We start from the raw sequence: 24,580 nt of genomic DNA, 5'->3' as shown, positions 1-24,580 counted from the left end.
GAGCTTTCGTGCGACGGGATGAGAGTCCGGCGCCTCCGGCCGAGTCCACCGCCAGGGTCAGCCCCTACGTCCTCTTCCGGCGTAGCCGGCTGCCTGTAGCCGAACTCGAGGACCTCCGGTTCGACGAGCCCTGGGCGCGGATCGAGGAGAGCCGCCGCCTGGAGGAGGAATGCGCGCAGCGTGCGGTAGAGGTCTCGGACCGTCTGGCCGGCGTCGTACCGCAGCTGGAGGGGGCGGTGCGTGCCGAACTCGTCCGGCTGCGCCGCGACGTCTACAACCAGCGTACCGATCCCGCGGTGCGGCGGATCGGGGTCGTGGAGCCGCACCTGGACGCGGACACGCTCGCCCGGGTGCGCGAGTGGTTCGACCTCGTCCAGCGGATGCGGCGCTCCGCGGACGAGGCCCGGTCGCTGTTCGACGACAAGGTGGAGTCGGCACGCGCCGGTTTCGGTCGGCTCTTCGAACACGACTCGATGGCGAGGAGCATCCAGCTCTCGGGCGACCAGCTCTACGAGAGCCTGCGCCGGCACACTTCGGGCGAGGGTGGCTCGGTCAAGCCGAGCCGGTTGCGGGTGCTGGAGTCGTCGCTGGTGAACTTCGCCTATCGCGCCGCGCTGAAACCGTCTCCCTTCGGCCGGTTCACCGAGGTCGGCGCCTTCCCGCCCGATCTGTCCGAGACCGTCCGCGGTGCGTCCGAACCACGGACGTACTCGACGTCGACGCTGAACCGGGTGCTGGTGAACTGGCTGTCGGCCGGACTGCGGCGTGTCGACGGCGGCATCGACCTGTGCCGGGTGCTGCTGAACTCGTCGCTGGTCGCGGACGACAAGATGATCGAGTTCATCGGGCTCGTACCCGACGACTCCGAGGCCGGTGTCTCGGAGTCGGTCGTCCGGCTCAAGCGGGACAGGATCGTCGAACGCGTCATGGACGTCCTGTCCGAAGGCACGGCCTCCGTGCCGGAGGTGCTGCGGGCACTGACCGGATTGACCGGCGACGACGGGGCCGCCAGGAAGGCCCTGCGGACGCTGATGCGGATCGAGTTGCTGTATGTCAGCCCCGGCTTCGACGAGCAGGACCCCCACTACTCCGAGAGGCTGGCGGGCATCCTGCGCGCCGGGACGACCCGTCCCGTGTCGGTCCTGGGCGGTCACCTCGACACCCTCCGCGAACTGGAGACGACGCTTTCCGACGCGCCCGCCGAGAAGCGCGGGGAGCTGCTGGGCGCGGCGGACCGGGCGCTCACCGACATCGCCGAGGTCGGCGAGATGGACTCGCCTCCCGCGGAGATCTCCCGGGCGCCGGTGTACGAGGACCTCTGGACGCCGGACCCGCCTGCCACCTGGAACCAGGATTCCGTGGCCGCGAGCGTCCCCGCGCTGGAGAGCCTGTGGCGGCTGTCGTCGATGCTCGATTACGGGCACACGAAGCGGTTGGGGGTGTACGCCTTCGCGGCCGCCACGTTCGGCGACCGCGAGACCGTGCCCTTCCTGACGTTCTTCGACAAGCTCGTGTCGCTGTCGGAGGCCGAACAGGACGCGGTGTTCTGGGGGCACGGCTCCACCGCGGCGGAGACCTTCGTCGCACAGCGCAACGAGGCCCTGCGCGGCATCGGCGAACAGCTGGTTCCCGAGGACGGCGTCGTCCGGCTGTCGCCCGAAGCGCTCAAGGACGCGTGCGCGGGCGTGGAGGACTGCGCCGACCCGGACTCGATCACCTTCCGCGTGCAGTTCGCCGGCGGCACACCCTCGCCCGACGTCGTCGTGAACGGCGTCCTGACCGGATACGGCGTCTACTTCTCGCGCTTCAGCTCGTTCGTCGAGGGATCGGCCGCCGAGGACTGGACACTCCGCTCCGCCGTCCGGGAACACCTGCGCAAGGCCTTCCCGGGGCAGGTGGACCTGAACATGGTCGCCGGGCTCAACTTCAACCTGCACCCGCCGCTCACCGACCGGGTGCTGAACTATCCCGGCACCTGGCCCACCGCACCGGAGATGAAGGCTTACAGCCTCGACAAGCTGATGATCCGGATCGACCACGCCAACCGCGGGCTGCTCCTCTGGGACCCCGAGCTCGACGAGCCGGTGCACCTGACTCCCATGAACTTCCTGCTGCCCATCGTGGTGCCGGTCCTCTACAACCTGCTGGAGGTGCTGAGCCCGACGATCCGGTACAACTACGCGCCGATGGACGACATCGGGCGGGCGATGGGGCACCGCGGGTACCCGGCTTCCTCCCCCCGGCTGATGGTGGGCGACGTCGTCGCCAGCCGCCGGACCTGGACGGTGCCCGCACGCGACATCCCCGACCTGTCCGAGTTGAGCAAGGACTCGTACCCGGCGCTGCTGCGCTTCGACCAGTGGCGGCGCGAACAGGGCCTGCCCCAGCACGCGTTCGTACTGATCCAGCGCCTGGACGAGTACAACCTGCTGTCCGGGCTGGTCGAGGAGATCCCGCGGGACTGGTCCGACTTCAGTCACCTGCAGCGGGCCAGTGTCCACAAGCCGATGTACATCGACTTCCGCAATCCGTTCCTGGTGCGGAGCTTCGCGAAGTCCGCGCTGACGCGGGACGACGTCTACGTGTCCATTCGAGAGTGCATGCCGGCGACCGACGAGTACGGCGGTTCCGGCCCGGCAGCGGCGGAGGAGTTTTTCGTTGAGCTCTACAGGGACTGACCGCGACAGCGAGTGGCGGCCGCTCCACGTCTACCTGCCGATGTCGCGGCAGCCCGCCTTCCTGCGGGATGTGATCCACCCGGTCGTGCGGGACGCCGGAATGCGGGACCGCTTCTGGTACCTGCGGTACTGGCAGGGCGGTCCGCACATCCGCTTCCGACTGCACCGGGCTTCGGAGGAGACGGTCGAGTCGGTGCGCAGCGCACTGGCCGCGGCGGTACAGCCGCTCACCGCCGAGGAGGCCGCCGAGTACGAGGAGCAGTCTGCCAACCAGCCCGGCCTGGCCGGCCTCGAAGGAGCGAAACCCCTGGAGGTCCGGGCGGCGGGCACCGTCGAAGACGCGGTCTACTCGCCCGAGTACGCGAAGTACGGCGGAACCACTGGGCTCCGCATCGCCGAAGAGCTCTTCCGGTCCACGTCGACCGCGGTGCTGGACCTCCTCGCCGACCGCACGGATGCCGAACTCAAGGCGTCGCCGGCGGGACTGGCCATCCGCGTCATGGCCATGTCCCTCAAGGGCTCCGGTCTGGGCATGGAGCAGAGCCGACACTTCCTCAGCTCCTACGAGGAGGATTGGCGCAGATGGGTGCCGCCCGGCTACGACAAGCAATGGGCAGGCATGTACGAAAAGACGCGCAGCAATGTGATGAGACTGTGCGGCGCGGTATGGCGCGACGGTGTGACCGACGTTTTCCACGACACCTACGCCGCGGCTTTGCATTCCACCCGCATGGTGCAGGCCGGATCGGCGGGCGGTGATCTCGCGGAGCTCGCACTCGAGGAAACGCCGTATGCCCACTGCCTGGCCAACTACATTCACACGACCAACAACCGCCTCGGGATCCTGCCGGCGGCCGAGGCATTCCTGGCGTATGTCATCCAGCGCTCGCTGGCCGAACTGCAGGACGAATTCAACGGATGACGTCCGCGGTGGCCGGATTCGGCCGCGGCTTGCCGGACATTTTTCCCCATCGATTCTTGCCATCACTCTCATCCTTTCCGATAGTGTATTCACAACTCACGAAGGGAGGTGATTCAAGTGGACGCCACGAATGAGCTCGACCTGAACGCGCTGGAGATCTCGGACCTGATCGAGGATTCCAGCTACAACGACGAGACCCTGTCGCAGGTGATGGCGGCTTCGTGCACGACCACCGGCTGCACGACCAGCTCGTCCTCGTCTTCCTCGTCCTAACCGGACGCGAAAAGTCGCCGTCGTCGGGCGCCATTCATCGAATGCGCGTCCGACGGCAGCGACTACCCGGATGCATGAAGGGAGGTGATTCAAGTGGATGCCACGAATGAGCTCGACCTGAATGCGCTGGAGATCTCGGATCTGATCGAAGATCTGAACCACAGCGAGGAGACGCTGTCGCAGGTCATGGGGGCGTCGTGTGTCGGCTGCGCTTGCACGTGCAGCTCGACGTCGTCGTCGTCCTGACCGGGACGGGGAAAGCCGCTGCCGTCGGGCGCCGTTCATCGGACGCGCGCCCGCCGGCAGCGGCGCGCCCGGGGCCCGGCACCCCATGAGCGAGGTGTCCCGTGACTATGGAGGTTGGTGTGCACGTCTTTGCGACGGTCCCCCTCGACCGGGGTGGCGCGACGCCGCCGCGGACCATCCGCGGTTTCATCACCGACCTGTTCGGGCCGGGGCGGCCATCCTGGCCGGGCGACTACTACTTCGTGCGCACATGGGACCGGGCGGACGGGCTCGACTGCCTCCAGATCAGCCTCGCGTCCGACACGGCCACCTCCGGCGAGGCGCGTGCGCGAATCCGGGAGGCCGCGGAAGGCCGCGGCCTGCCCTCGACCGCGGCGGAACTCCCGTTGGAGGAGGCCCCCTCGCCGCTGTGGAACGCCGGAGTCGGCGGTGAAGGATTCGACGCCGCCGCCAAGCGCCTCTTCCGCGCCGTGGCACCGGTTCTCGCGCGAACCGCTTCGGCGATCGGCGACGACACCGCCGAGGCGTACCTGCTCGCCCTGCGCCTGATGGTCGCCAACGCCGGAGCCACCGTGCTGGAGTCCGAGCAGCGGCAGCTGTCGTCCCGCGGCTTCGGCGAACTGCTCAGTCTGCGGCTGCTCAGTTACCGCTCACACTACGAAGGCGCCAAGAACGCGCAAGCCAAGGACCCCGATTCCTTCGAGCGCCGTTGCGCCGCCTATTACGACAAACTCGGCGCGCAGGCCCGGGAGTTCGTCCGGAACTGCGCCGAGTCACCGGTGCCGTCCGCCGGCGACGAGCCGGCTCGCGCCTGGGTCGATATCATCCAGCGGCACTTCGGCGCGCTGCGCGAAGAGTGCCGAGCCGGAACCGTCACCCACGACGGGCCCACTCTCGACGACTTCAACGAGGACCGCGACGCCTCGCAGTCACCGAGCAGCTTCCATGCGCGGGACCTGTCCGCGGAGATGTCGGACCTCCTGCACCGGAACCCGGATTTCCTGGCGTACCGAATCCAGACGAGCCTGCTGTACAGCTGTCTCTACACGATGGGATTCAATCTGGCCGAGCGGTTCCTCTTCTGCTACCTCCTCGCTCGCGCCAACGAGGAAGTCTCGGGAAAGTCGACCGAGGAACTGTCGGAGGGGCTCGACGCCGTCGCCAAGGAATTCGCGAGATCAACGTAGGAGAATCATGCACATTGTGCTCGCTAATGTGCCGTGGAGTCCGATCGGGTTTCCATCTCTGGCACTCGGACTACTCAAGAGCCTCACGCTCAAGGAGTTTCCCGACGACCAGGTCGACGTGGTGTACGGAAACCTCGACTTCGTGGACTGGATCACGTCGCGCCTCCCCGACTTCGACTACGAGGACTACCGGTACTACGACCTCGAAAGCTGCTACATCGGGACCGGGGACTGGGTCTTCTCCTCGGCCCTCTACCACGATCCGCAATGGAAGGTGCAGGAGTTCCTGGAGAAGTTCGGCCCCCAGGCGGACGAACCCGGGCAGGAACTCGCACACGGCACGAACCAGGAAAGCCGGACGCAGACCACGCTGTGGCTGCACGAGCACGTCGAGGAGTTCACCGACGAACTCGCCGGGCGCATCGCCGCCGGCGAGCCCGATGTCGTGGGCTTCACCACCACGTTCCAGACCCTCACGGCCTCCCTGGCGGTCGCTCGGCGGCTCAAGGAACTGTCGCCCGGGACGGTGACCGTGTTCGGCGGCGCCAACTGCGAAGGGCCGATGGGAGAGGCGCTGCACCGCAACTTCACCTTCATCGACTACGTGGTCCGCGGCGAAGGAGAGCTGGCCTGGCCGGGGCTGCTGCGCGCGCTGCGCGAGGAGGCAGCCGACTTCGCGGCCGTACCGGGCCTGTGCTGGCGGGACGAGAGCGGCACCTCGGTGTACAACGAGGTGAGCGCCAAGCCGCTGCCGCCGGCCGCGATGGTCCTGCCCCACTACGACGAGTACTTCGAGCAGTTCGCGAAGTCGCACGCCCGGTTCTGGCTGGAGCCCCGGCTGGTCATCGAGAGTTCGCGCGGCTGCTGGTGGGGCGAGAAACACCACTGCACGTTCTGCGGGCTCAACGGCGCCAGCATGATGTTCCGCAGCAAGCGGCCGGACCAGTTCATCGACGATCTCGTGACACTCGCGAAGCGCCACCGGATCCTCGACGTGATGATCGTGGACAACATCCTCGACATGGCCTACCTGGACTCGCTCCTGCCACGGCTCGCCGATGAGGACATCGATCTGCGGCTGATGTATGAGATGAAGGCCAACCTGCGCTACGAGCAGCTTGAGGTCGTCTCGAAGGGGGGTGTGGTCTGCATTCAGCCCGGGGTCGAGAGCTTGAGCAGCAAGGTGCTGAAGATCATGGACAAGGGCGTCTCCGGCTGCCTGAACGTACGCATGCTGCGGGACGCCCAGTCCTTGGGGCTGACCGTCATCTGGGCCTACCTCTACGGCTTCCCCGGCGAGACCGACGAGGACTACGCCCCGATCATCGAGCAGTTCCCGAGGCTGCACCACCTGGGCCCGGCCGGCGGGGACGACCGGCTCGCGGTCCAGCGCTTCGCCCCGTACTTCGAGAACCCCTCGCTCGGCTTCCAGGAGAGGTGGGCCGCCACCCAGTACGAGCTCACTTATGACCTTCCCGAGGAGGAACTGTTCGACATCGCCTACATCTTCGACGCGACACACCAGGGCATCGGGAACGAGATGGCGTGGAAACTCCGGGCCGGCCTCGACGAGTGGCGCGAACAGCACTGGCGCAGCCAGTTGTCCTACTTCGAAACCGACGAGGGCGTCACGATCACCAACACCCGGCCGGGATTCGACTGGGACGCCATCCAGCTCACGACGGACGTCGAACTCGCGCTCTTCGGTCTACTCGACCAGCCGAGGACACTCGACTACCTAGAGCGCGAGTGCTCGAAGCGATTCGGGGAGACCGACGTCGGCGCCGTGATCGACCGATGGACGGAACTGGGCCTGATCTTCACGGACGCCGGCCGCATGATCCACGTCGTGACGAAGGACCGCAATCAGCGGTTCATGCAGATCCAGGTGGGCCAGGGGCTGACGGCGTCCGACCGCCCGACTTTGGCGCCCGCGGGAGTGTGAGGGGGAAGCTTCAGTGCCGACGATGAACGATGTCGCAACCGTTCCCGGTAGCGATTCCGAATTCCGGTTCAGCCTGTGGCGCCACGGTGACGCGGCGGTGCGGGCCCTGCCGGACATGCACCTCGGCGACCGGGAACTCGGCGAAGACGCCGTGGACGAGGCGCGCCGGATCCAGCAGTCGGACGCGCGGTTCGTGTCGATCGACCCCGTCGTCGACCTCAGCGGGGGGCCGGGGACCGAGCACATGATCCCTGTGCTCTCTTTCATCCGCGAACTCACCAGCTACGGCGTGGAAGTGGACTGGCGGGCGCGTCTCGCGCCCGACGGTCCCCAGTGGTGGGTGTTCAGCCACCTCTTCCCACCGTCGGCCCTGGAGGGTCCGCACGGCGACGATGTGGCCTCCGCCTGGAGGGCGAGATACCACGTCGGCCGGTGCTTCCTCCGCCAGGGGCCCGGATTCGTGCAGATCCGGGACCGGCGCAGCACCGGCCTGCGCCGGCTCACGGTCTCCGACGGCGCCCTCGTCTCCGCGATCGAGTCGCTGATGTCCGACCGCGGAGCGGACTCCGTACCGGATCAGGCGGTATCGGTGTTCGAGAAGCAGCACCTGGTCATCCGGATCGGCGGCGGTGTCTGGTGGGCGCCGTACCGGCTGAGGCGCTGGGCGCTGCCGGCCTGGGAGGTATGAGCACGGGGCGACGGCTCGACGGGTCTACAACGGTCGGCAGGACTGGGGCGTTCGGAGGCGCAGCATGTACATCAGCATCGTCCTGTGGAACTTGGAGAAGTCGGACGCGACTGTCGAAAGTCTTCGCGAGTACCTTCGCGACTACGCGGTGGACGCGTTCTCCACACTCAAGGGGATGCGGATGAAGACCTGGTTCGCGGACGCCGAAAAGGGTTACTGGGGGGCTGTGTACCTTTGGGACGGCGTGAACATGGACAATCCGTTGTCGGTGAGCCGGGCCATCGAACTCATCGGCTACCCCCCGACGTCCACGAGCGTTTTCGCCGTCGAGGCGATCGCCGAAGGTGTCAGCGCAGTCGAATCGTTCGCGGGCGTCGGGCGCGCTTTCGAGGAGGTGCCTCCCACGGAGCCCGTCGGTGAATCGACATAGGCGGTCCCGATCCGCACCACCGCCGGGAACCGACTGTCCGGACAGCAGGGCGCTCACCGCTCGGCTACGCGGCTCCTGTGGATTCGCTCGTGCAGCGCGATACCGAGCGAGACGGACACGTTGAGGGACTCCGTCGCGCTGATCATGGGAATCGACACCGAGCCGGAAGACGCCTCCTGGAACAGGTCGGAAGGTCCGCCTTTTTCGCTGCCGAACAACAGGGCCAGCCGATCGGGAACGTCCCCGAGATCCTTCACCGAAAAATCGCCGCCGGCGTTCAGCGCCATCATCTTCATCCCGTTCTTGCGGATGAAGGCGATGGCCTCATCACGGCCGGCGAGGACGACGGGAAGCGAGAAGACGTAACCTCGGCTGGCCCTTTGCAGGCGCCGGTCGGCGATGCTGGTGATATCGCTGTCCACCAGAACGACCCCCGCCGCTCCGAGTGCGAGCGACGTCCGCACGATCGCGCCGATGTTCCCGACGATCTTCACCCCGTCGAGAACGACGACGTCCCCGCTCCGGTCTGCGATATCGCCGAACCTGGCCGGACGGGGGACGTGGGCGATGCCGAACGTCTTGGGCTTCCGCTCCCCCTTGAACACCTGATTGACGATCGACGAGTCGATGAGGCGGACCGGTATGTTCTGCCGCGTGCACACCTCCAGCAGCTCATCCGGGAAAGGAACGCTGTCGCTTCCGTAGACCTCGATGAACTCCACTCCGGCCGCGATGCACTGCATAAGGGGCTCGACGTCTTCGATCAGCGTCGTCTTTATGTTGGACCGCGAAGGCTTGTTGACATCGATGATCCGCTGCACCGCGGGATCGGACGGATTAGCGATTGTGTCCAACTCAGTCATGGTCGTCCTACCGGCTACTGTGTTCGGTGACGTGGTTTCCGGATTATGCTGCCCTACGTGACGGCGTGCAGACGGCCCGCGGACGCCTGCGCCGACCGGGCATCACAAACGCAAGGGGAAGCCGTCGCCATCGGTCCGCACACGAAGAACTCGCCCAAACAAGACATTGCTGGGCCGCGCCGATCCAGTCCGGGTCACGATAGCAAGGTCGCCTTCGCCCCGCGAGCTCCGGGGCTGCCGCGGTCGCCCAGCAGGCCATCGACGCCTGGGTAGACGCCTACGACCACGCCCGCCCCCACCAGTCACTGGACATGGCCGTTCCCGCGACGCTGTTCCGCACCGCCGACCCGTCCGCCCCACCGGTTCCGGCCCCGCCGGTGGAGGCCCCCGCGCCTGAGCCCGCTGCCGCTCTGCTCAACTACGCGAAACATGATGAAAAGGGCTCATTCTCCCGCAGCACCTCCTTCCCTTTGAGGGTTTCGGACCTCGGACCCGATAGCCACCGACACCCGATTTATCCGACATTGCGAACGAAGTGGCGCGCTACGGCCTACAGCGTTCCCATCGTGGAGCTACCCGGTTGCGCCAATGCTCAGCGGTCGACAAAACACGCTAAAGAGGATTCGAAGGACTCTTACTGGCACCTCGACTGTTCTCCAACTGGAATCCAACTATGCGCGCGCATGATGGAACCAGCGGAGTAGAGGCCCATTCGGCGTTTCCCGATACCGACCGGAATCGGCCATCGCGAAGCGGGGGTCCTGGTCGAACGGTTGGCTGGAACCCCGGACGCGGCGAACGGCAAACCCGTAGCCTTTTTCTGCCCTACGGGCATCCCCGAATCCGATGTCCGCTCTGCCCCAAATCCACGCAGAAGTCAGGGGTTGGATGACAACCACGTACTCCACCAAGGTGCCTCCGTCGCCGGCAGGTATCGGCATCGCAGTCCGGGCGACCGCCTACGGAGCGGTGCTACTGGGCATCACCCTGGCGATCGCGTTGGGGATGCCGCAGGCCCACGGGCTTTCGCGCGGTACGGCTTCAGTGCTTATAGCCTGCTCGATCGCTTGGGGACTCGCCCAGGCGCCGCTGACCGTGCGCTGGGTGCGTGGCAAGCGCATGGAGCCGATCATCCACAGTCGGATGCAGGCGCTGCAGCCTCACCCCGGAGTCGGGCAACGCGAGGCCGAGCGCCTGCTACGCCAGGCCGGGATCAGCAACCCGAATCTGGAGCTGCTCGGGATCCCAGTCGGCGTAGTTCTCGCCACCGTCTCCGCGTCCTTCCTGGCCGAGGACCCGAGCAGTTGGATCACCACCTGGAACTGGGCGACGTTCGCCCTTCCTGCACTGTGGGCCATCAGTTCGGTCGCACGGTTCATGCTGATGCTCCACGTCAGCGGATCGGCCATTACGGGGAACGAAACGGGCGGCTTCTGCCTCGCCGTTCTCTTTCTCGGCCTGCCCCTCATGCTGCTCCTGCCCAGTACGGCGCTGCTGTTCCTCACCGCCGGCGGCGCGGTCCGGTTCGCCGTGACAGGGGTCGAGACCCACCGCTCCCGGAGCGATCGCATACAGCGCCTGCACACGGCTGTACCGACCATCGTTCCGGGGGCCGGGGTCCACCAGATCGCGGAGTTCGAGAGGTTCCTCGCCGAGGCTCCCCGCGGACTTGTCCAACACAACATCGGCACCGTGCACGACGCGCTGGAGAGGATCGCTGTGGAACGGCCTGGACGCGTGATGCGCATCCTCTCCCGGACACCGCACCTTGCGACCGCAGATGCCCTTGCGCCGGTGATCCGATCCTGGGCGGGCGGAGTCAGCGGCTCCGACTTCGACGGGTGCTGGGATGCCTTGCAGACGCTGCTGGGCGGAGCGGCACCGACCCACCAGGCTCTGGCGGCCGCCCTTGCCGGCCTCGCCCCGGAGCGAATATCCCCTGAGTTCCGGCGCAAGGCGGCGCTGCACGTCTTCAGCGACATCGACGCCGACGCCGACACGCACGTCCCGGGCACGTCCGCGTGGCAGCTGCTGGAGACCCTCGCCCCTGCGGGCGCCCCGACGACGATCGGCGACTGGTGGTGCACGCTCGCCTGTGCCGCGGCCGACCGGGGCGACGACCACGAGGCGCAGCGCCGCTTCCGAGCCGCTATCCAGGCTGGGTGCGCGACGGCTGAGCGCCGCCTCGCCCATCATCTGGCCTGCCTCGGCCATCGCGCGCTGAAGGGCAACGACCCCCGTGCGGCCGACTATCTCGCCGAAGCAGTCCGGCTGGAGGACGCCGTCGACTACCGGTTACTGCTGCTCCTCGCTCGCGCCGTTCGGGGTAGCACCGCAGCCGCACCAGCCGCTCTGGTACCCGCGGAGGACGCACTCGAATCCTGGCCGAGCCGAATGTGGACCGCCGCGGCTGTGCTCTCTCACCTTCGGAGCGGTGCCGCGGGCAGCGCGAAGCTGCTGGCCGGTGCCGAACGCCTTTCGGACGCGGACGACCCGGAGGTGTCCGCCGCGGTCAGCCTGATCTGCGGAGTGTTGACCGGCGACACCCACCGGCTGGCCTCCGGTGCCCGAGCGCTTGTACGAATGCACGGCTCGGACTGGGTCGCCCGCGTGCCGCTCGATCCCGTGACCGTGCTGTCCCGCATCGTCGACGCCCCGGACGTACTCGCCACCGATTCCGCGCTGCCCGAAGTCCTCCTCTATGCCTTGGACAGCGTGGAAAGTGCGGAGCTCACGCGGATACGCGCGGTGCTGGCGCACCGCATGACCGCCGAGGCGGCACTCGCCGCCGACGAGAACCGCCTCGGCCCCGCCCAGGAGCGGCTGGAAGCCGCCGCGCACCTGCTGGAGCGCGCGCAGCGCCCGCTTGAAGCACAGCGATTGCCGGCTGCCTCGGAGACCGGCACCAAAGCCGCACTGGCCCGCTTGCGGGAAGCGGCCAGCGAGCTGCGGGCGCACCTGCACAACGACCGGCCGGCGGACCAGCTGGCCTATGACCAGCTCACCATCGACGGCGAGCAGCGCCCTTGGACACTCGACGCGCAACGCACCTGGGAGAAGGGCGGAGGCGTCTGGCGCGACCACCACCTGGCCGTCGCCTACCACGCCCGTGCCTACGAACTGGAACAGCTCGGCTTGTACCGGGAAGCGCACCGCTACTGGACGGATGCGCTGCAACGCTGGGCCCGCGTCGTGGACAGCGACGGGTTCTGGCAGCGTATGGACACCCACCTCGCCGCCGCCATGGGCACCGAGCCGCCCGGCGACCTCCTGCAATCGGTGCGCACCCGGCTCCCGCGCGATTTGCTGGAGCCCAACCTGGCACGCGCCGTGGAACTCCAAGCCGAACGCCCCGACCACGCACGTCTGCACATGACGGCTGTGCGGGAGTCAGGGCTCCCCGTTGAGGCCGTCGCCGCAGTGCGGCGGGAGTTCGCCGACCAGGTCGCATTGACCGCGATGCGCGACGTCCGGGCGGGCCGCTACGACGCCGGTGTGAACGCTGTGGAGTCCTACCTCATCGCCGATCCGACCAATCCCCGCCTCGTCGAAGTACTGCTGTACGCGGTGCGCCTGACCGTTTCCAGTGTCTTCGGCGAGCGCCCGCTGGCCGGCTTGCACGATTTCCAGGAGCGGATCCGAAGGCTGGTGCATCCCTACATCGAGGAGACCGGGGACGGTGAGCAGCCGGACGCCGAACCGGAGATCCGACGCGAGCTCGCCCGGTTCGAGTTCTTCTGCGGCCTCGTCCGGCGCGGCCTGATGATGGAAGCCCAGGAAACCCCGTCTACGGCGATCAGCCATGCCGCAGCGGGGGTCGCGCACCTAGAGGATGCGTTGCGGCACGACCCCGAGCTGACCGACGACGCATCCTTCAACGATGCCGAGGAACTCCTCACCATGCAGCGCGTCTACGCGGCCTACTTCGCTCAGAAGACCCGCCACGGCGACTCGGCCGTGCGCATGTTCCTGGCCCCGGCACTGCGTGCGCTGGGCACCGATCCCGACCCTGCGGGCCAGCCGGAGCTGGCCGCGCTGGTCGTCGCGCACATGGCGTCCTCCGCCAGCTTGGAGCTGGCCCAGGCCCGCGAGCTGGTCGCGCACCTCGTCAGCCATCCCGACACACCCCAGCGCAGGATGAAGGTGCTGGACGAGATCCAGCACCTCCTCGCCTTGCGAGCGGGCGCGATCCTCCGCTGATCCCGTGGACCCGTGTGATCACCGGTCCGATCGACAAGACAAGGAGCGCAATGGCAGAAAACCCCTGGGCATGGCAGGACGGCCGCAACCCGTACCGGGCGACGCCCTTTCAGATCCTGGACCTCGCACCCGACACCCTCGGCAGAGCCGCCGTGCACGCGCGGATCCGCCGCCGTCGCCAGCGCGTATCGCGGGCCCCCGAGCGCAATCCGCTGTTCGGCGAGCAACTGGCGGTCGCGGACGTCAACGAAGCCGCCGAGCAGATTCAAGACCCCCGCGGCCGCCTGCTCGCCGAGCTGCGCACACACCGCCCCGAGCGCAGCGAGGGCCGCTCCCGCTTCGCCGAACGCGTCGCCGGAATCGAGCCTCCCGCAGCACCGGAACCTCCGGCCGCAGTGCGCGCGCAGGACCTCGTCCGGCTCGCCCCGGAGCCCGTACCGCGCTCGTTCCCCCGGATGTGGCCTCATGGCGAATAAGCACAAGCGCGAGCTCCGCCGCATATTCCGGGAGGCCCGTGAGCGGCCGCCGATGGTGGACGGCGAACCCGATGCGCCGGCCGTCGTCGTGCACCGGCTGCTCAAGTCGGCGCAGCGGGACCGCGCGAACGCGGTCAACGCCCTGCGCGAGGAGACACGCCAACAGGTCCAGCGCCACCGCGATCGGCACGTCGGTCTGGCACGGGAGGTCGCCACGACCCTGCACGAGATGCGCGGGCTACTCGATCGCAATGACGCGCCCATGCATGCGGCGGGGCTGGACACGGCGGTCGAAACGCTCACGGCTCTGCACCGCAGACTCGCCAAGGTCGTGCAGAGCACGGGAGTGCGGCTGATCGACCCGGAGGGCGAGCGCTACCTCGACGTGGCCGACCACACCGACGTCAAGGGGCGGCCCGGCGGCGTGGACGACGCCGACCTGGTGGTGGGCCAGACCATCAGCCCCGGAGTACTGCTGGACGACGGCGAACTCGTCTGCCCGGCGGAGGTGTTTTTGGAGACCGCGGCCGAGCCGCCGGAAGCGGCCGGGGACAGCGCCGGGGAGGCGGCGCAATCCGATGCCGCCGCGCAGGAGCCGGCCCCGCAGCCGGCGGAGGGCGAGGGGGCCGCAAAGGCCGAACCCGACGAAACCGAAGAGCGGGCGGCGGACATGGCAGCAGAGTCGGCGCAAGTGCCGGCTCAGACGGCGACCGAGGAAAAGGATGATACGCCGTGAGCATTGTGGCCGGAATCGACCTGGGGACGACCAACAGCTGTATCGCGGTTCCCGCGAACGCCGACATCCCGGATAAACAGCGGCTGATCGAGGAGCGCAGGCTACGCGAGGTGGGTGACACACTGGTCGTCACCAACCCGGACAAGTCCCCGACGACGCCGTCGGTGGTGTGGGTCGGCCCCGACGGCGGTGTCGAAGTGGGTCTGCGCGCGAAGAACAAGGCCCGCGCGGCCACCGGCGACACCGACACCAAGCCGGCGATGTTCTTCAAGCGCGACATGGGCACCGACCAACTTTTCACCGCCGGGCACGCCACCCTCACGCCGGTGGACGCGTCCGCGGAGATCCTGCGCCACCTCAAGGAACTCGCCGAGGAGGTCCTGGGGGTTCCCGTCGACCGGGCGGTGGTCACCGTGCCGACGTTCTTCGAGGTGACGGCGAAGAACGAGACGACCGAGGCGGGCCGCAAGGCGGGGCTGGAGGTCGTGGAGACGCTGATCGAACCCGTGGCGGCGGCGCTCGCCTGCAGCCGTATGAGCAGCGGCGAATCCCTGGAGCAGCGGCAGACGTTCCTCGTCTACGACCTCGGCGGGGGCACGTTCGACACCTCCGTGGTGACGTGGGACCCCGAGATCGGGTTCGAGAACCGCTCCTTCCACGGTGACCGGTACCTCGGCGGCTACGACTTCGACCGGGCCATCGTGTCGTGGCTCGCGAACCGGCTGCCCCACCACGACCTGGCCCTCGACTACGACGACCCGGTGGACGCGCGCCTGCTCGCCCAGCTGCTGAGCACGGCCGAGCAGACCAAGCACGAACTCACCCAGTTCAGTGAGACCGACATCGTCAACCAGCACCTCGTGGACCGCCGCGGCGACCCGATGAGCATCCACGAACCGATTCGCCGCGCCGAGTTCGAGGTGCTCATCGAGACATCCGTCAAGGCGACGATCGGCCACTGCGACAAGGCTCTGGAGCAGGCCGGTATCGGCAAGGACGACCTCGACGACATCGTGATGGTCGGCGGGTCGTCCCGCATGCCGCTGGTCGGCGAGGTCCTCGGCGAGCACTTCGACCGTCCCGCGCGCATCCTCAACCCCGACCTGTGCGTCGCCGTCGGCGCGGCGCTGAAGGCCGCCACCGTCGCCAGCCGCAGCGGCTACCTGGAGCTGGACCGCCCGGAGCCCGCGCCGGAGGCCACCGACATCGGCGGGCGCGTCCTGACCGGCGAGCGGCTCGCCGCGTTCGGGGCGGCACAAGTCGTGCTGCGCTCTGACGACGGTGCGCTGCACCGGGCGCAGGCCCCCGACGAGGGCGGCCGGTTCCTGTTCGAGGACGTGCCGCTGCACGACGAAGAAAACGGCTTCACCGTGCAGGTCGTCGCCGACGGCGCCGAGATCGACGCCCAGCAGTTCACCGTCGACCCCGGCTCGGACGCGGTCCCCCCGCCCTCCGGGGACGTCCTCGCCCACGACTTCTCCGTCGAACTGGTGGACGGCCTCCACACGGTTGTGGAAGTGGGCACGATGCTTCCCTACCGCACCCGGTTCCGGCTGGAGACCGCCAGCCGCGGAGCCGAGCTTCGGGTCCGCCTGTTCGAGGGCATGGTGCCGGTGGGCGCGGTGCACGTGGAGGATCTCCCGCCCGATGTGGCGGTAGGCACCGTCGTGGAGGTGACCCTGGAGTTCGAGCTCGGCTGGACCATCCAGGCCGAAGCCCGGATCCCCCAGGTCGGAGCGGCCGGGCAGGCGGCGATCAGGATTCCCCAGCGCCAGGTGCCCTCGTGGGAGGAGCTGCAGGACAAACGCCGGCAGCTGCGCGCCGACTGGGAGGAGCGCCGATCCCACGCAGCGCCAGGGGAGGAACCGCAGGCCGGAGCCGAACTGGACCGGCAGTTGGCCGACATCGACGCGCTGGTCGACGAGCGGCAGGACCGTACCAAGGCCCACCACAAAGTCGTGGAGGCCGAGACAGTACTGCAAAGCCTTCCGGACGCCGACGCCGGCGGCAGCGAGCTGACTCCTCCCCTGGAGGAGTTCGACGCGCTACTGCGCGAAATGCAGACGCTCATCGACCGCCTCGCCCAGCACGACGCGGCCGAAGCCGAACGCCACCGCGCCGCGATCCCGGGGATGCGCTCCAGCGGGCGGGCGGCTTACGGGTCGGGCGACCAGCTCGCCTGGGAGCGGGCCGTCGAAGCGCTGCGGTCCCGCGCCGCATCCGTCTACCAGCAACTGCCGGACAGCGCGAAGGACGATGCATCGGCTGCCGATGTCCAAACGGCCCTGGTACAGGAAGTCCAGCAGATCGCCAAGGCGATCTCCGACGCCGACGTCCAGACCGGCGGCCGTCACCGCAGCGCCGCCGAGGAGCACATCGGCCAGGCGCAGTCGGTCGTCAGCGAGGTACTGGCCGTGGACACCGGCGACGAGGATGCGGCCCGTCAGCGGCTCAGCGGGATCTACCGCTCGGGCATCGCGCCGCTGCGGGAACGCGTCGAGCAGTGGCTCGACGAGATCCGCCGGGGCGCGGCGCAGGAGAGCGACCGCATCGGTCTGACTCTACCGCAGAGCTCGATGGGAGGGCGCTGACGTTGGGCGTGCCGACGGTCTGCCCCCTGTGCAAGCACCGGATGGGCGACCTGCAACCGAGCTGCCCGCGCTGCAACGGCGACCTCGGCGCTCTGGTCCACGTGGTCGATGCGGCCAACCGGAAGTTCAACGAGGGGCTGGGCTGGGCGAGGCAGGAACGCTGGCGCCTGGCGGCGGAGGCGTTCAGCGCGGCCCTCGCCCTCAACCCAACAGATGAGGAGGCCGCGGACTTTCTGGACAGGGTCCGCACCGCTGGCGACAGGAACCGGGTGGTGGCTGGGGAGATCTGACACGGCGCCGCCGGTTGCTTTCGTCCTGGCTGACGATGGCGTCGGTGCTGTCCACCCGCAAGGCGAGGACAGCACCGGCGCCATCGTCGCCTTCCGTGACGTGCGGTGGCTCCCGCCGCCGCTTGTCGGCGGGCCAGGCGGCGGCCTCCGTGCCAGACGGCGGCCCCGCGTGTGGCGGGCGGGCCCCACCGGGCGGTTTCCAAGGGCGGTCCGGGCGGTTCAGGCGCCGGTGTGGAGATAGGCGGCCCACAGCGACGGCACCGCCGTCCGGTCGTAGCCCTCGGGCAGATCGGCCCCGTCGCGGACCTCGCGGACGGTGGCGTGCAGGGCGCAGGCGGCCCGGCCGGGGTCGAGATTGCCGTCCGGGTCGCGCAGGTGAGTGTAGAAGCGGTCGGCGACGGTGACGGCGATGCGGTCGTTGATCTCCCACAGGGTGCCCACAACGTGGGGGAACCCGGCCAGTTGGAAGGCCGAGGCGACATGGATGGCCTCGTCGATGAGGTCGCCGGTCTTGATTGCCGCGGTGCTGCAGGCCGAAAGGTAGGCCAGGCGGGCTCCTTCAAGCCGGAGCGGACCCAAGCTGGTCACCGTCAGCGGATTGCGTGCGTGGTCGTAGAGGAGGAGCCGGCTCTGGGAGGGGTCGGTGGGATCGCTGGTTCCATGGCAGGCGAAATGGGCGATCGCGCAGGAGGGCAGCCGCTGCAGCACGCGTTCCGCGGTGGGGAGCATCGACGGGTCGACGTCGTCGGCGTCGGCGTCGGCGTCGAAGGCAGGGGTGCGCAGCACAGTGCTGTCGGGAAGGTGGCGGCGTGCCGCGTCGGCCTCGTCGGCCACATGCGGGAGCGTTTGGCCTCCGGGCAGTCCGGGGGTGGTGGGCATGGCCACGACCAGGGAGGACGCGGTTGGAGCAGGGACGCCATCGGCGGCGCGGCGGGAGTAGGCCAGCGCCCGCACTGTGGGGGTGTAGGAGGAGACGACCCGGTCCATCACCGTGCGCCGTCCATGCCCGGCCGGGTCGCTATGGTGGCCGGCGGCGTGCAGGGGGAGCAGACCCAGCGGACCGTCGGGAATCCACCACACCCGCGGCCACGGGCGGCCTTCAGCGGGTTCGTCGTGGTAGCCCAGCGCGTGCAGCACCGGGCCGGTGACCGCGTCCCACAACCACTCCAGGGTCGTGCCCAGACGCTTTTCGGCCGCCACCCGTTCCGAGCGGCCAGCGGCGTGCAGAACGGTCGCCTGCGCACGGTGGAACGAGGCGGCCGTGTCCGCGACGATCTGTCCTGTCACGCCGATCAGGTTCAGATGAGTGATTCCGCTGGCGGTGACGAGGAGCGCGTCACACCATTCGCGGCCGGTGGTGAACACGACCAGGGGGCCGTGGTGGGCTTGGGCGATCAACTCCTCGGGGGTGGGTACCGCGCCGAAGGAGTCGAACCCCTCCAGGGAACGGATGCGTTCGATGGTGTCGGCGAACTCCCGGGCCAGGCGGTGCCGGTCCTCGATCACCGGCCCCGTGGAGGTGCTGGCCTCAACAGCGTCGGCGCGCCGGTCCGGTCCGATGAGGGCGGTCGGCAGGCTGCCGCTGAACGCGGGCCGCTGCAGGCTGGGCATCTCAGATCCGGCCGGGTCGAGGCGATCGCGCAGCGCCACGAATCGGGCCGCGAGATCCGGATGGTGCCGATGGAGCTCACTGACGTCGCTGCGTGTTTGCAGGGCTTGGCCGAGCAGGACGCCGCGCCCGGTCTCCAGCACTTCGCGGGCGAGGGAGGGAGACTGGGCTGCAGGCGGCGTGTGAGTTCTCCGCCCACCTCGACCGTGAGCAGCCCGGTGTGCTCGATGCCCAGCCGGTCAGCCAGGTCGCCGACGTTCAGCCGGACGGTCGCCTCGATGAGAGTGGCGTAGGTGTCGGCGGCCATCCGAGTCTTGTGCCAGCTCAGCACGGCCAGCGCGGCGGTGACGAGACTGGCGGGCCACCACCACGCGGCCAGGGGCAGATACAGCACGGCCCAGGCGGTCAGCCCTATGGCGCGGGTCAACTCCCGGCGGGTCGCGGTGATCGCGGTGGCCGTCTCGGGGAGCAGGATCAGCCACAGGTGGGGCCAGACCACCGCGACATCGAGGTCGTGGTCGCGCTGCAGGCGCAGGCTGACGGCGTGGATCCGGTCGCCGCACCAGCTGGGCCGCGCGGGCCGCTCGGGGGAGATGCGCGCCATCCGGTCATAGGCCTGCGCATAAGGAAGCGCGGAACCTCCGGGCGGGTCGTTGCGAGGGTCGGCTGCATCTTCCAGGCGAATCCGCGTCGCATCTGACGGGGCGAAGCGGAAGTCCCACCAATCGCTGGTATCTGGCGGGTCCGCTTCGCACTTCTCTCGAATGAAAGCGCGCATCGTCCAGCGGTCAGGAAGGGAGGAAGCCAGAGGAAGTGGCGACGCCCAGGCCGCTGGACTGCGGAATCGACACGGTGCCGCCATAAGAGCACCCGCGGAGAAACCGCGCCCGCGATATCGGGCGCCTCATTACCCCAGAAGGACCGGTGACCTGCGAAAATATGGTGCGCCATCAAGGACTCGAACCTTGAACCCACTGATTAAGAGTCAGTTGCTCTGCCACTTGAGCTAATGGCGCCTGAGCACGCAGTTTACCGGACGTTTGCCCGCACCCGCGCCGCTTCGAGTGCCGGGTGGGTCACAGGTCGGCCGCCTTCCAGCCCACTCCCCTCCCCTCGCCGCTACTCCGCGGTGGTCGCGTCCGGCGCCTCCGCGCTGACCGCGTCCGCCTCGCGGTTCGCACGCTCGGCCGACGCCTCGTCTCCGATCGCCGTGTAGGCCTGGGCAAGGTCCCGCAATCCCTGGGCGAGGAAGGCCAGCCATCCGCGCGTCCGCCAGATCCCGACAGACTCCTCCAGCACCGCCACGGCGTCCCTGCTGCGGCCCGATTCCAGTAGCGCGCGCCCCTGAAGGCCCAGCGCATCGGCCAAGTGGTGATTCATGCCGTAGCGGCGGCTCAGGTCAGCGGTTTCCGCGGCCGTGGACAGCGCACGCGGATCACCGGTCGCCAGGTACAGCCGCACCAGGTACAGCAGCGAGAACGCCTCGGCGTAGCGGTCGCCCAGCGCCCGCGTCATTGCCAGCGACCGTTCGAGGTTGGTGCGCCCCTTCTCCAACTCGCCCGCCTCGCACTGGGCGGCACCGAGGAACTGCATCGCGGTGGCCTCGAAGCGCCGGTTGCCCAGCAGCCGCGCCAACTGCAGCGCCCGCGTGAGGTGGACGACCGCCTGGTCCGGACGACCCAGACCGTGGGCAGCCACCGCCAGCACCTGGTAGGCGCGCGCCCGCCCGCCCGTGTAGTCCTCGCGCTCCGCCAACTCCAGGGCCGCCTCGGCGGACTCCGCTGCACGGCGGGCGGCGCCTTGCGACACCTCCGCCCAGGTGCGCATCACCAGCGCGTCCGACATTCCGCGGCGGTCGCCCAACCGGTCGAACAGCTCCCACACCCGTTGGGCCTGCTCCAGCATGGTGCCCATGGGGTTGTCGCTGTCCTGCTGCGATACCCAGGTGACCAGGTCGGCCAGCCCGCGGCGCAGCACCGCCTCGCCGCGGATGTCGCCCGCCGCCTGGCACACCTCGATCGCCGCCTCATGGGTGCGGCGCCAATCGGCGAAGCGTCCGCGCACGTCGAAGTACTTCTCCAGGCACCCGGCGAGATCCCAGGCCGCCTCGTGCCATCCCAGCCCGCATGCCTGTTCCACCGCCGCGGCCATGGCCCCCGCCTCGGCGTCGAACCACGCCATGGGTTCGCTGAGCAACCGGGTCGCCTCGGACGACGGCAGCGGCCAGCGCGCCGCCGGGCCGTGCATGGTCGCGTAGCACGCACCGGGGATGTATTCGGTGGCCTGCTCGGCCAGCCACAGCCACCCGCCCAGCGCCCGCCGCAGCGCCGCCTTGCGCTGCTCGGGAGCGTCCTCGGCCTCGCAGCGCTCGCGGGCGTAAAGGCGCACCAGGTCGTGCATGCGGTAGCGGAGCTGCCCGGTGCCGTCAGTGCCCGAGACCGTCAGCAGTTGTGCGTCGACCAGGTCCTCGACCACCGCCTCCGCTTCCTCCAGGCCGGTGTCGGACAGCGCGGCGGCCGTCCACGCGGCGACGTCCCCGGCCTCCAGCAGACCCAGCAGCCGGAAGACGCGGCGCGTGGACTCGGCCAGTCCGGCGTAGCTGAGCGCGAAGGTGGCGCGCACCGCCAGGTCGCCGGTCGCAAGCTCGTCGAGGCGCTGCCGCTCGTCGCCCAGCAGCCGCACCATGCGCGACAGCGGCCACTGCCGGCGCCCGTTCAACCGCGCCCCCGCGATACGCACAGCCAGCGGGGCATGGCCGCACAGCCGCGCGATGTCGGCCGCCGCCTCGGGCTCGGCGGCGACTCGCTCCTCGCCGACGATGCGCGCGAGCAGTTCGCGCGCCTGGCCTGGCTCGAACACGTCCAGATCGACGAGGTGCGCGCTCTCCAGCCCGGTCAGCCGCGCGCGGCTGGTGATCAGCACCGCGCAGCCCGGCGCGCCCGGTACGAGGGGGCGCACCTGCGCCTCGGAGGCGGCGTCGTCCAGCACCACCAGCATCCGCCTCCCGGCCAGCATGCTGCGGAACAGCGCCGAACGGTCCTCCAGCCGCTCCGGCAGCGCGGCGCCCTCCACCCCGAGGGCGTGCAGAAATCCCGCGAGGACCTGTGCGGGATCGGCCGGATGTTCCTGGGCGCCGCGCAGGTTGGCGTAGAGCTGGCCGTCGGGGAAGTCGGCGGCGCCGGAGTGGGCGGCGCGCAGCGCGAGCGCCGTCTTGCCGACGCCGCCCATCCCGGCCACCGCCGAGACGACGACGGGCCGCGGCGCCCCGCCGGGCTCGTTGGCCGCGCCGATCCTCGCGCGCAGGTCGGCGACGTGGTCGTGGCGCCCGGTGAAGTCGGCGATGTCGGGCGGAAGCTGGGCGGGCACCGGCCGCACGGAGGCGGGCGGCGCCGCGGTGCCGTTTGGTTCCGCGCGGTCGTTCCCGGTCTCGTTCCGCAGCGCTGAGCTGTCCGGATTTTTCGGGGCGTGCGGGCCTCCCGCGGCTTCCGCCGCTCCCGGCGGACCGGACCGCTCGGCCGACGCACCCGTGCCGGGCGCGCCCCGGTCCGGAACGGGCGGCACCGCCTCGGCTTCCGTGTCGGCATCCACAGCGCCGTTCACGTCGGTGCCCGCGTGGATGCACATGTCCTTCGCCGTATCGGCGCTCGCGTCGGCCGATCGAGGCCGCGGCGCCTCTGCCCGTCCGGGGGCGCCCTCCCCACGGTCTTCTGCTTCGTGCCGCGCAGCGACACCGCCCCCGCGCGGCTCGGGCACCCAGCGCGTGCCCACAGCGCCGCCGTCTGCGCCCGGGTCGCCCGCCGGAGTGTCCAGGGCCGGGTCGTTGCGCAGCACCGCCTGCTCCAGCGCCGCCAGCTCGCGGCCCGGCTCCAAGCCCAGCTCCGACACCAGCAGGTCGCGGCCCTGGCGAAAGACCTCCAACGCCTCGGTGGAGCGGCCCATCCGGTAGTAGGCGATCATCAACTGGGCGCGCAGCCGCTCCCGGAAAGGGTGCTGGGCCACCAGCCCGCTCAGTTCTGCCACGACGGCGCCGTGGCGCCCCAGCCCCAACTCGGTGTCGAACCGCTCCTCGGCGACGCGCTGCCGCTGCTCGTTGAGCCGGGCGGCCTCCTCGCGGACGAGCGGCAGGTTCTCCTGCCCGGCGAAGGCGGCACCGCGCCACAGCCGCAGCGCCTCGCCCAACCGCCGTCCGGCGTCCTCGGCCTCGCCGCGTTCCAGTGCGCGCTCGCCCTGTTCGGCCAAGTCCGCGAAGCGCAGCGAGTCGACGCGCCCGCGCTCGACCGACAGCAGGTAGCCGAAAGCGCCGCGCTCGATCGGGCTCTGGGCTCCCAAGGTCTTGCGCAGGTGGTGCACGTAGCCCTGGAGGCTCTTGGTGGCCGAGCGCGGGGGCTTCTCGCCCCACAGCGCGTCGATCAACCGGTCCTCGGCGACCACTACGCCGGGCCTGCTCAGCAGCGCTGCGAGCAGGGCGGAGAGCTTGGGCGACAGTCGCAGATTCCCGCTGTCGCCACGGACCTGCAGCGGCCCGAGGACTTGGAAGTCCATGTCAACTCCTCACGGGCGGCACCCGGGAGGCGCGCGACCGGCGCCTGCCCGGAACCGGGTGCTGGCACACGCCCCGCCGCGCCGTTCCGAGGGGTCGCTCGGGTCGGCGCGGTGGTGATCGTCATCGACCGGCACCTCAACCCGGTTCCAACCGCATTCCAGCCGACCACCGCCAGAATCGGTGGTGTCGGCGCGGGGCCCGGAGCCCCGCGCACGGCAGCCTCCCAATCCGACGGCGGACACTGCTGCCGGCAGATACGGGGGACGGCAGTGGCACCGAGCGGCGGATTCGCGGGAGGGGAAGCCGTCGCTCCTCCGAGGACGGCGGTCGGGCTGTGCCCGACCGGGAGGGCAGAGGTGTCGAGACGGGCGGCCGTCTCATGATCACCGGGGCGTGACACGATCATGAGGCGGCTCGCCGCTTTTCAGGGACGTTCCAGGACTGGTGCAGGTCCGCGCGGCCACCGCGGCGCACCGGGGTCGCGCACTTCGCCCGGCCCATCCGCGGGAGCAGGGACCGGCGAGCGGGCGAGCGTCGGTGCGGCCGGGTAGACCGGGTCAGATCAGGCGCCTCCTCGGGTCCGCGGTCGGACCGGGTGTGGGCGTCGCGGGGACCGCCGCACTGAAGGCGGCGCCGCCCGCGCACGGGCGTTCCTCGGTCGATGGCAACCCTAGCGCCTCTGCATCATCGGTAACAGCCGGTTGCGAGCTTTCCGCGCTGGGTGCGCCGGAGGGGGCCTGGCCGGGGAACCTGGTTGGGCGCCTGCTTGGGATGACCGAGAACCTGGCTGCTGCGGCGGCGCGGCCCGGAAGGCGGATCCGCTGGGCGGCCTTGCCACCGGGGAGGCGGCAGGCCCCCTGAACTGAGAAGCGGCGGCGACAGCGGCGGTCCCTCCCGCCCGCG

At 69.6% G+C, this 24,580-nt stretch carries 17 protein-coding genes, 1 tRNA gene and 1 pseudogene; 14 read left to right on the top strand and 5 right to left on the bottom strand.

Annotated elements, in window-relative coordinates:
- Nucleotides 1-8 precede the first annotated feature (8 nt).
- The 8 genes from EKD16_RS06085 (at nt 9) to EKD16_RS06050 (ending at nt 8,369) form a co-directional block, all read left to right on the top strand.
- The gene (locus EKD16_RS06085) at nt 9-2,678 is read left to right on the top strand and encodes a lantibiotic dehydratase (protein WP_131097487.1); all 2,670 of its coding nucleotides are present in this window, start codon (nt 9-11) and stop codon (nt 2,676-2,678) included.
- The gene (locus tag EKD16_RS06080; RefSeq protein WP_131097486.1) at nt 2,659-3,600 is read left to right on the top strand and encodes a thiopeptide-type bacteriocin biosynthesis protein; all 942 of its coding nucleotides are present in this window, start codon (nt 2,659-2,661) and stop codon (nt 3,598-3,600) included. The genes EKD16_RS06085 and EKD16_RS06080 overlap by 20 nt, the downstream gene beginning before the upstream one ends.
- Before the next feature lie 117 nt (nt 3,601-3,717).
- Complete coding sequence (locus EKD16_RS06075) at nt 3,718-3,873, top strand: thiocillin/thiostrepton family thiazolyl peptide (RefSeq protein WP_131097485.1); 156 nt, start codon at nt 3,718-3,720, stop codon at nt 3,871-3,873.
- A gap of 93 nt (nt 3,874-3,966) precedes the next feature.
- Entirely contained in the window at nt 3,967-4,119 is a 153-nt protein-coding gene (locus tag EKD16_RS06070) for a thiocillin/thiostrepton family thiazolyl peptide (protein ID WP_131097484.1), read from the top strand.
- Nucleotides 4,120-4,220: 101 nt separating this feature from the next.
- A complete protein-coding gene (locus EKD16_RS06065) occupies nt 4,221-5,306 on the top strand; it encodes a hypothetical protein (protein WP_207391441.1) in 1,086 nt (361 codons plus the stop codon).
- Nucleotides 5,307-5,313: 7 nt separating this feature from the next.
- Entirely contained in the window at nt 5,314-7,251 is a 1,938-nt protein-coding gene (locus EKD16_RS06060; RefSeq protein WP_131097483.1) for a RiPP maturation radical SAM C-methyltransferase, read from the top strand.
- A gap of 22 nt (nt 7,252-7,273) precedes the next feature.
- A complete protein-coding gene (locus EKD16_RS06055; protein WP_131097482.1) occupies nt 7,274-7,939 on the top strand; it encodes a DUF5825 family protein in 666 nt (221 codons plus the stop codon).
- A 64-nt stretch (nt 7,940-8,003) separates the two neighbouring features.
- A complete protein-coding gene (locus tag EKD16_RS06050) occupies nt 8,004-8,369 on the top strand; it encodes a hypothetical protein (RefSeq protein ID WP_131097481.1) in 366 nt (121 codons plus the stop codon).
- Between the two features lie 53 nt (nt 8,370-8,422).
- Here EKD16_RS06050 and nshR read toward each other — a convergent pair whose 3' ends face one another.
- Nucleotides 8,423-9,232, bottom strand: a complete 810-nt coding sequence (nshR, locus tag EKD16_RS06045) for an NshR/TsnR family 23S rRNA methyltransferase (protein WP_131097480.1) — start codon at nt 9,230-9,232, stop codon at nt 8,423-8,425.
- A 245-nt stretch (nt 9,233-9,477) separates the two neighbouring features.
- On the opposite strand from nshR, the pseudogene EKD16_RS25980 reads away from it, so the two are divergent.
- The 6 genes and pseudogenes from EKD16_RS25980 to EKD16_RS06015 form a co-directional block, all read left to right on the top strand.
- Nucleotides 9,478-9,603: pseudogene (locus EKD16_RS25980) on the top strand (integrase core domain-containing protein); the annotation flags it as partial.
- A 517-nt stretch (nt 9,604-10,120) separates the two neighbouring features.
- Nucleotides 10,121-13,432 carry a hypothetical protein gene (locus EKD16_RS06035; RefSeq protein WP_131097479.1) on the top strand — a complete coding sequence of 1,104 codons (3,312 nt, stop codon included), beginning with the start codon at nt 10,121-10,123 and terminating at the stop codon, nt 13,430-13,432.
- Between the two features lie 50 nt (nt 13,433-13,482).
- A complete protein-coding gene (locus EKD16_RS06030) occupies nt 13,483-13,908 on the top strand; it encodes a hypothetical protein (RefSeq protein ID WP_131097478.1) in 426 nt (141 codons plus the stop codon).
- Nucleotides 13,898-14,644 (top strand): prolipoprotein diacylglyceryl transferase, encoded by a 747-nt coding sequence (locus EKD16_RS06025; RefSeq protein WP_131097477.1) that lies wholly within the window; start codon nt 13,898-13,900, stop codon nt 14,642-14,644. The genes EKD16_RS06030 and EKD16_RS06025 overlap by 11 nt, the downstream gene beginning before the upstream one ends.
- Nucleotides 14,641-17,235: an Hsp70 family protein gene (locus tag EKD16_RS06020; protein ID WP_131097476.1), complete on the top strand. Its 2,595-nt coding sequence runs from the start codon at nt 14,641-14,643 to the stop codon at nt 17,233-17,235. Before EKD16_RS06025 ends, EKD16_RS06020 begins: the two co-directional genes overlap by 4 nt.
- Before the next feature lie 8 nt (nt 17,236-17,243).
- Nucleotides 17,244-17,525 (top strand): hypothetical protein, encoded by a 282-nt coding sequence (locus EKD16_RS06015; RefSeq protein WP_131097475.1) that lies wholly within the window; start codon nt 17,244-17,246, stop codon nt 17,523-17,525.
- A gap of 219 nt (nt 17,526-17,744) precedes the next feature.
- Here the strand turns inward: EKD16_RS06015 and EKD16_RS06010 are convergent, their stop codons facing one another.
- The 4 genes from EKD16_RS06010 to EKD16_RS05995 form a co-directional block, all read right to left on the bottom strand.
- Nucleotides 17,745-19,136, bottom strand: a complete 1,392-nt coding sequence (locus EKD16_RS06010; RefSeq protein ID WP_131097474.1) for a CHAT domain-containing protein — start codon at nt 19,134-19,136, stop codon at nt 17,745-17,747.
- Entirely contained in the window at nt 19,028-19,738 is a 711-nt protein-coding gene (locus EKD16_RS06005; RefSeq protein ID WP_131097473.1) for a hypothetical protein, read from the bottom strand. Before EKD16_RS06005 ends, EKD16_RS06010 begins: the two co-directional genes overlap by 109 nt.
- 336 nt (nt 19,739-20,074) lie before the next feature.
- Nucleotides 20,075-20,150 (bottom strand) — tRNA-Lys (locus EKD16_RS06000).
- A 103-nt stretch (nt 20,151-20,253) separates the two neighbouring features.
- Nucleotides 20,254-23,676, bottom strand: a complete 3,423-nt coding sequence (locus EKD16_RS05995; RefSeq protein WP_242677254.1) for an AfsR/SARP family transcriptional regulator — start codon at nt 23,674-23,676, stop codon at nt 20,254-20,256.
- Nucleotides 23,677-24,580: the final 904 nt, after the last annotated feature.

The organism is Streptomonospora litoralis, from assembly GCF_004323735.1.
GTDB classification, from domain to species: Bacteria; Actinomycetota; Actinomycetes; order Streptosporangiales; family Streptosporangiaceae; genus Streptomonospora; species Streptomonospora litoralis.
This window is presented reverse-complemented; position numbering and strand designations above follow the sequence as displayed.

Coding starts and splice junctions, on each gene's coding strand:
- EKD16_RS06055 (WP_131097482.1), top strand. CDS start 7,274: ATGAACGATGTCGCAACCGTTCCCGGTAGCGATTCCGAATTCCGGTTC.
- EKD16_RS06060 (WP_131097483.1), top strand. CDS start 5,314: ATGCACATTGTGCTCGCTAATGTGCCGTGGAGTCCGATCGGGTTTCCA.
- EKD16_RS06030 (WP_131097478.1), top strand. CDS start 13,483: ATGGCAGAAAACCCCTGGGCATGGCAGGACGGCCGCAACCCGTACCGG.
- EKD16_RS06010 (WP_131097474.1), bottom strand. CDS start 19,136: ATGCCCAGCCTGCAGCGGCCCGCGTTCAGCGGCAGCCTGCCGACCGCC.
- EKD16_RS05995 (WP_242677254.1), bottom strand. CDS start 23,676: ATGGACTTCCAAGTCCTCGGGCCGCTGCAGGTCCGTGGCGACAGCGGG.
- EKD16_RS06050 (WP_131097481.1), top strand. CDS start 8,004: ATGTACATCAGCATCGTCCTGTGGAACTTGGAGAAGTCGGACGCGACT.
- EKD16_RS06035 (WP_131097479.1), top strand. CDS start 10,121: ATGACAACCACGTACTCCACCAAGGTGCCTCCGTCGCCGGCAGGTATC.
- EKD16_RS06005 (WP_131097473.1), bottom strand. CDS start 19,738: ATGGCGCGCATCTCCCCCGAGCGGCCCGCGCGGCCCAGCTGGTGCGGC.
- EKD16_RS06025 (WP_131097477.1), top strand. CDS start 13,898: ATGGCGAATAAGCACAAGCGCGAGCTCCGCCGCATATTCCGGGAGGCC.
- nshR (WP_131097480.1), bottom strand. CDS start 9,232: ATGACTGAGTTGGACACAATCGCTAATCCGTCCGATCCCGCGGTGCAG.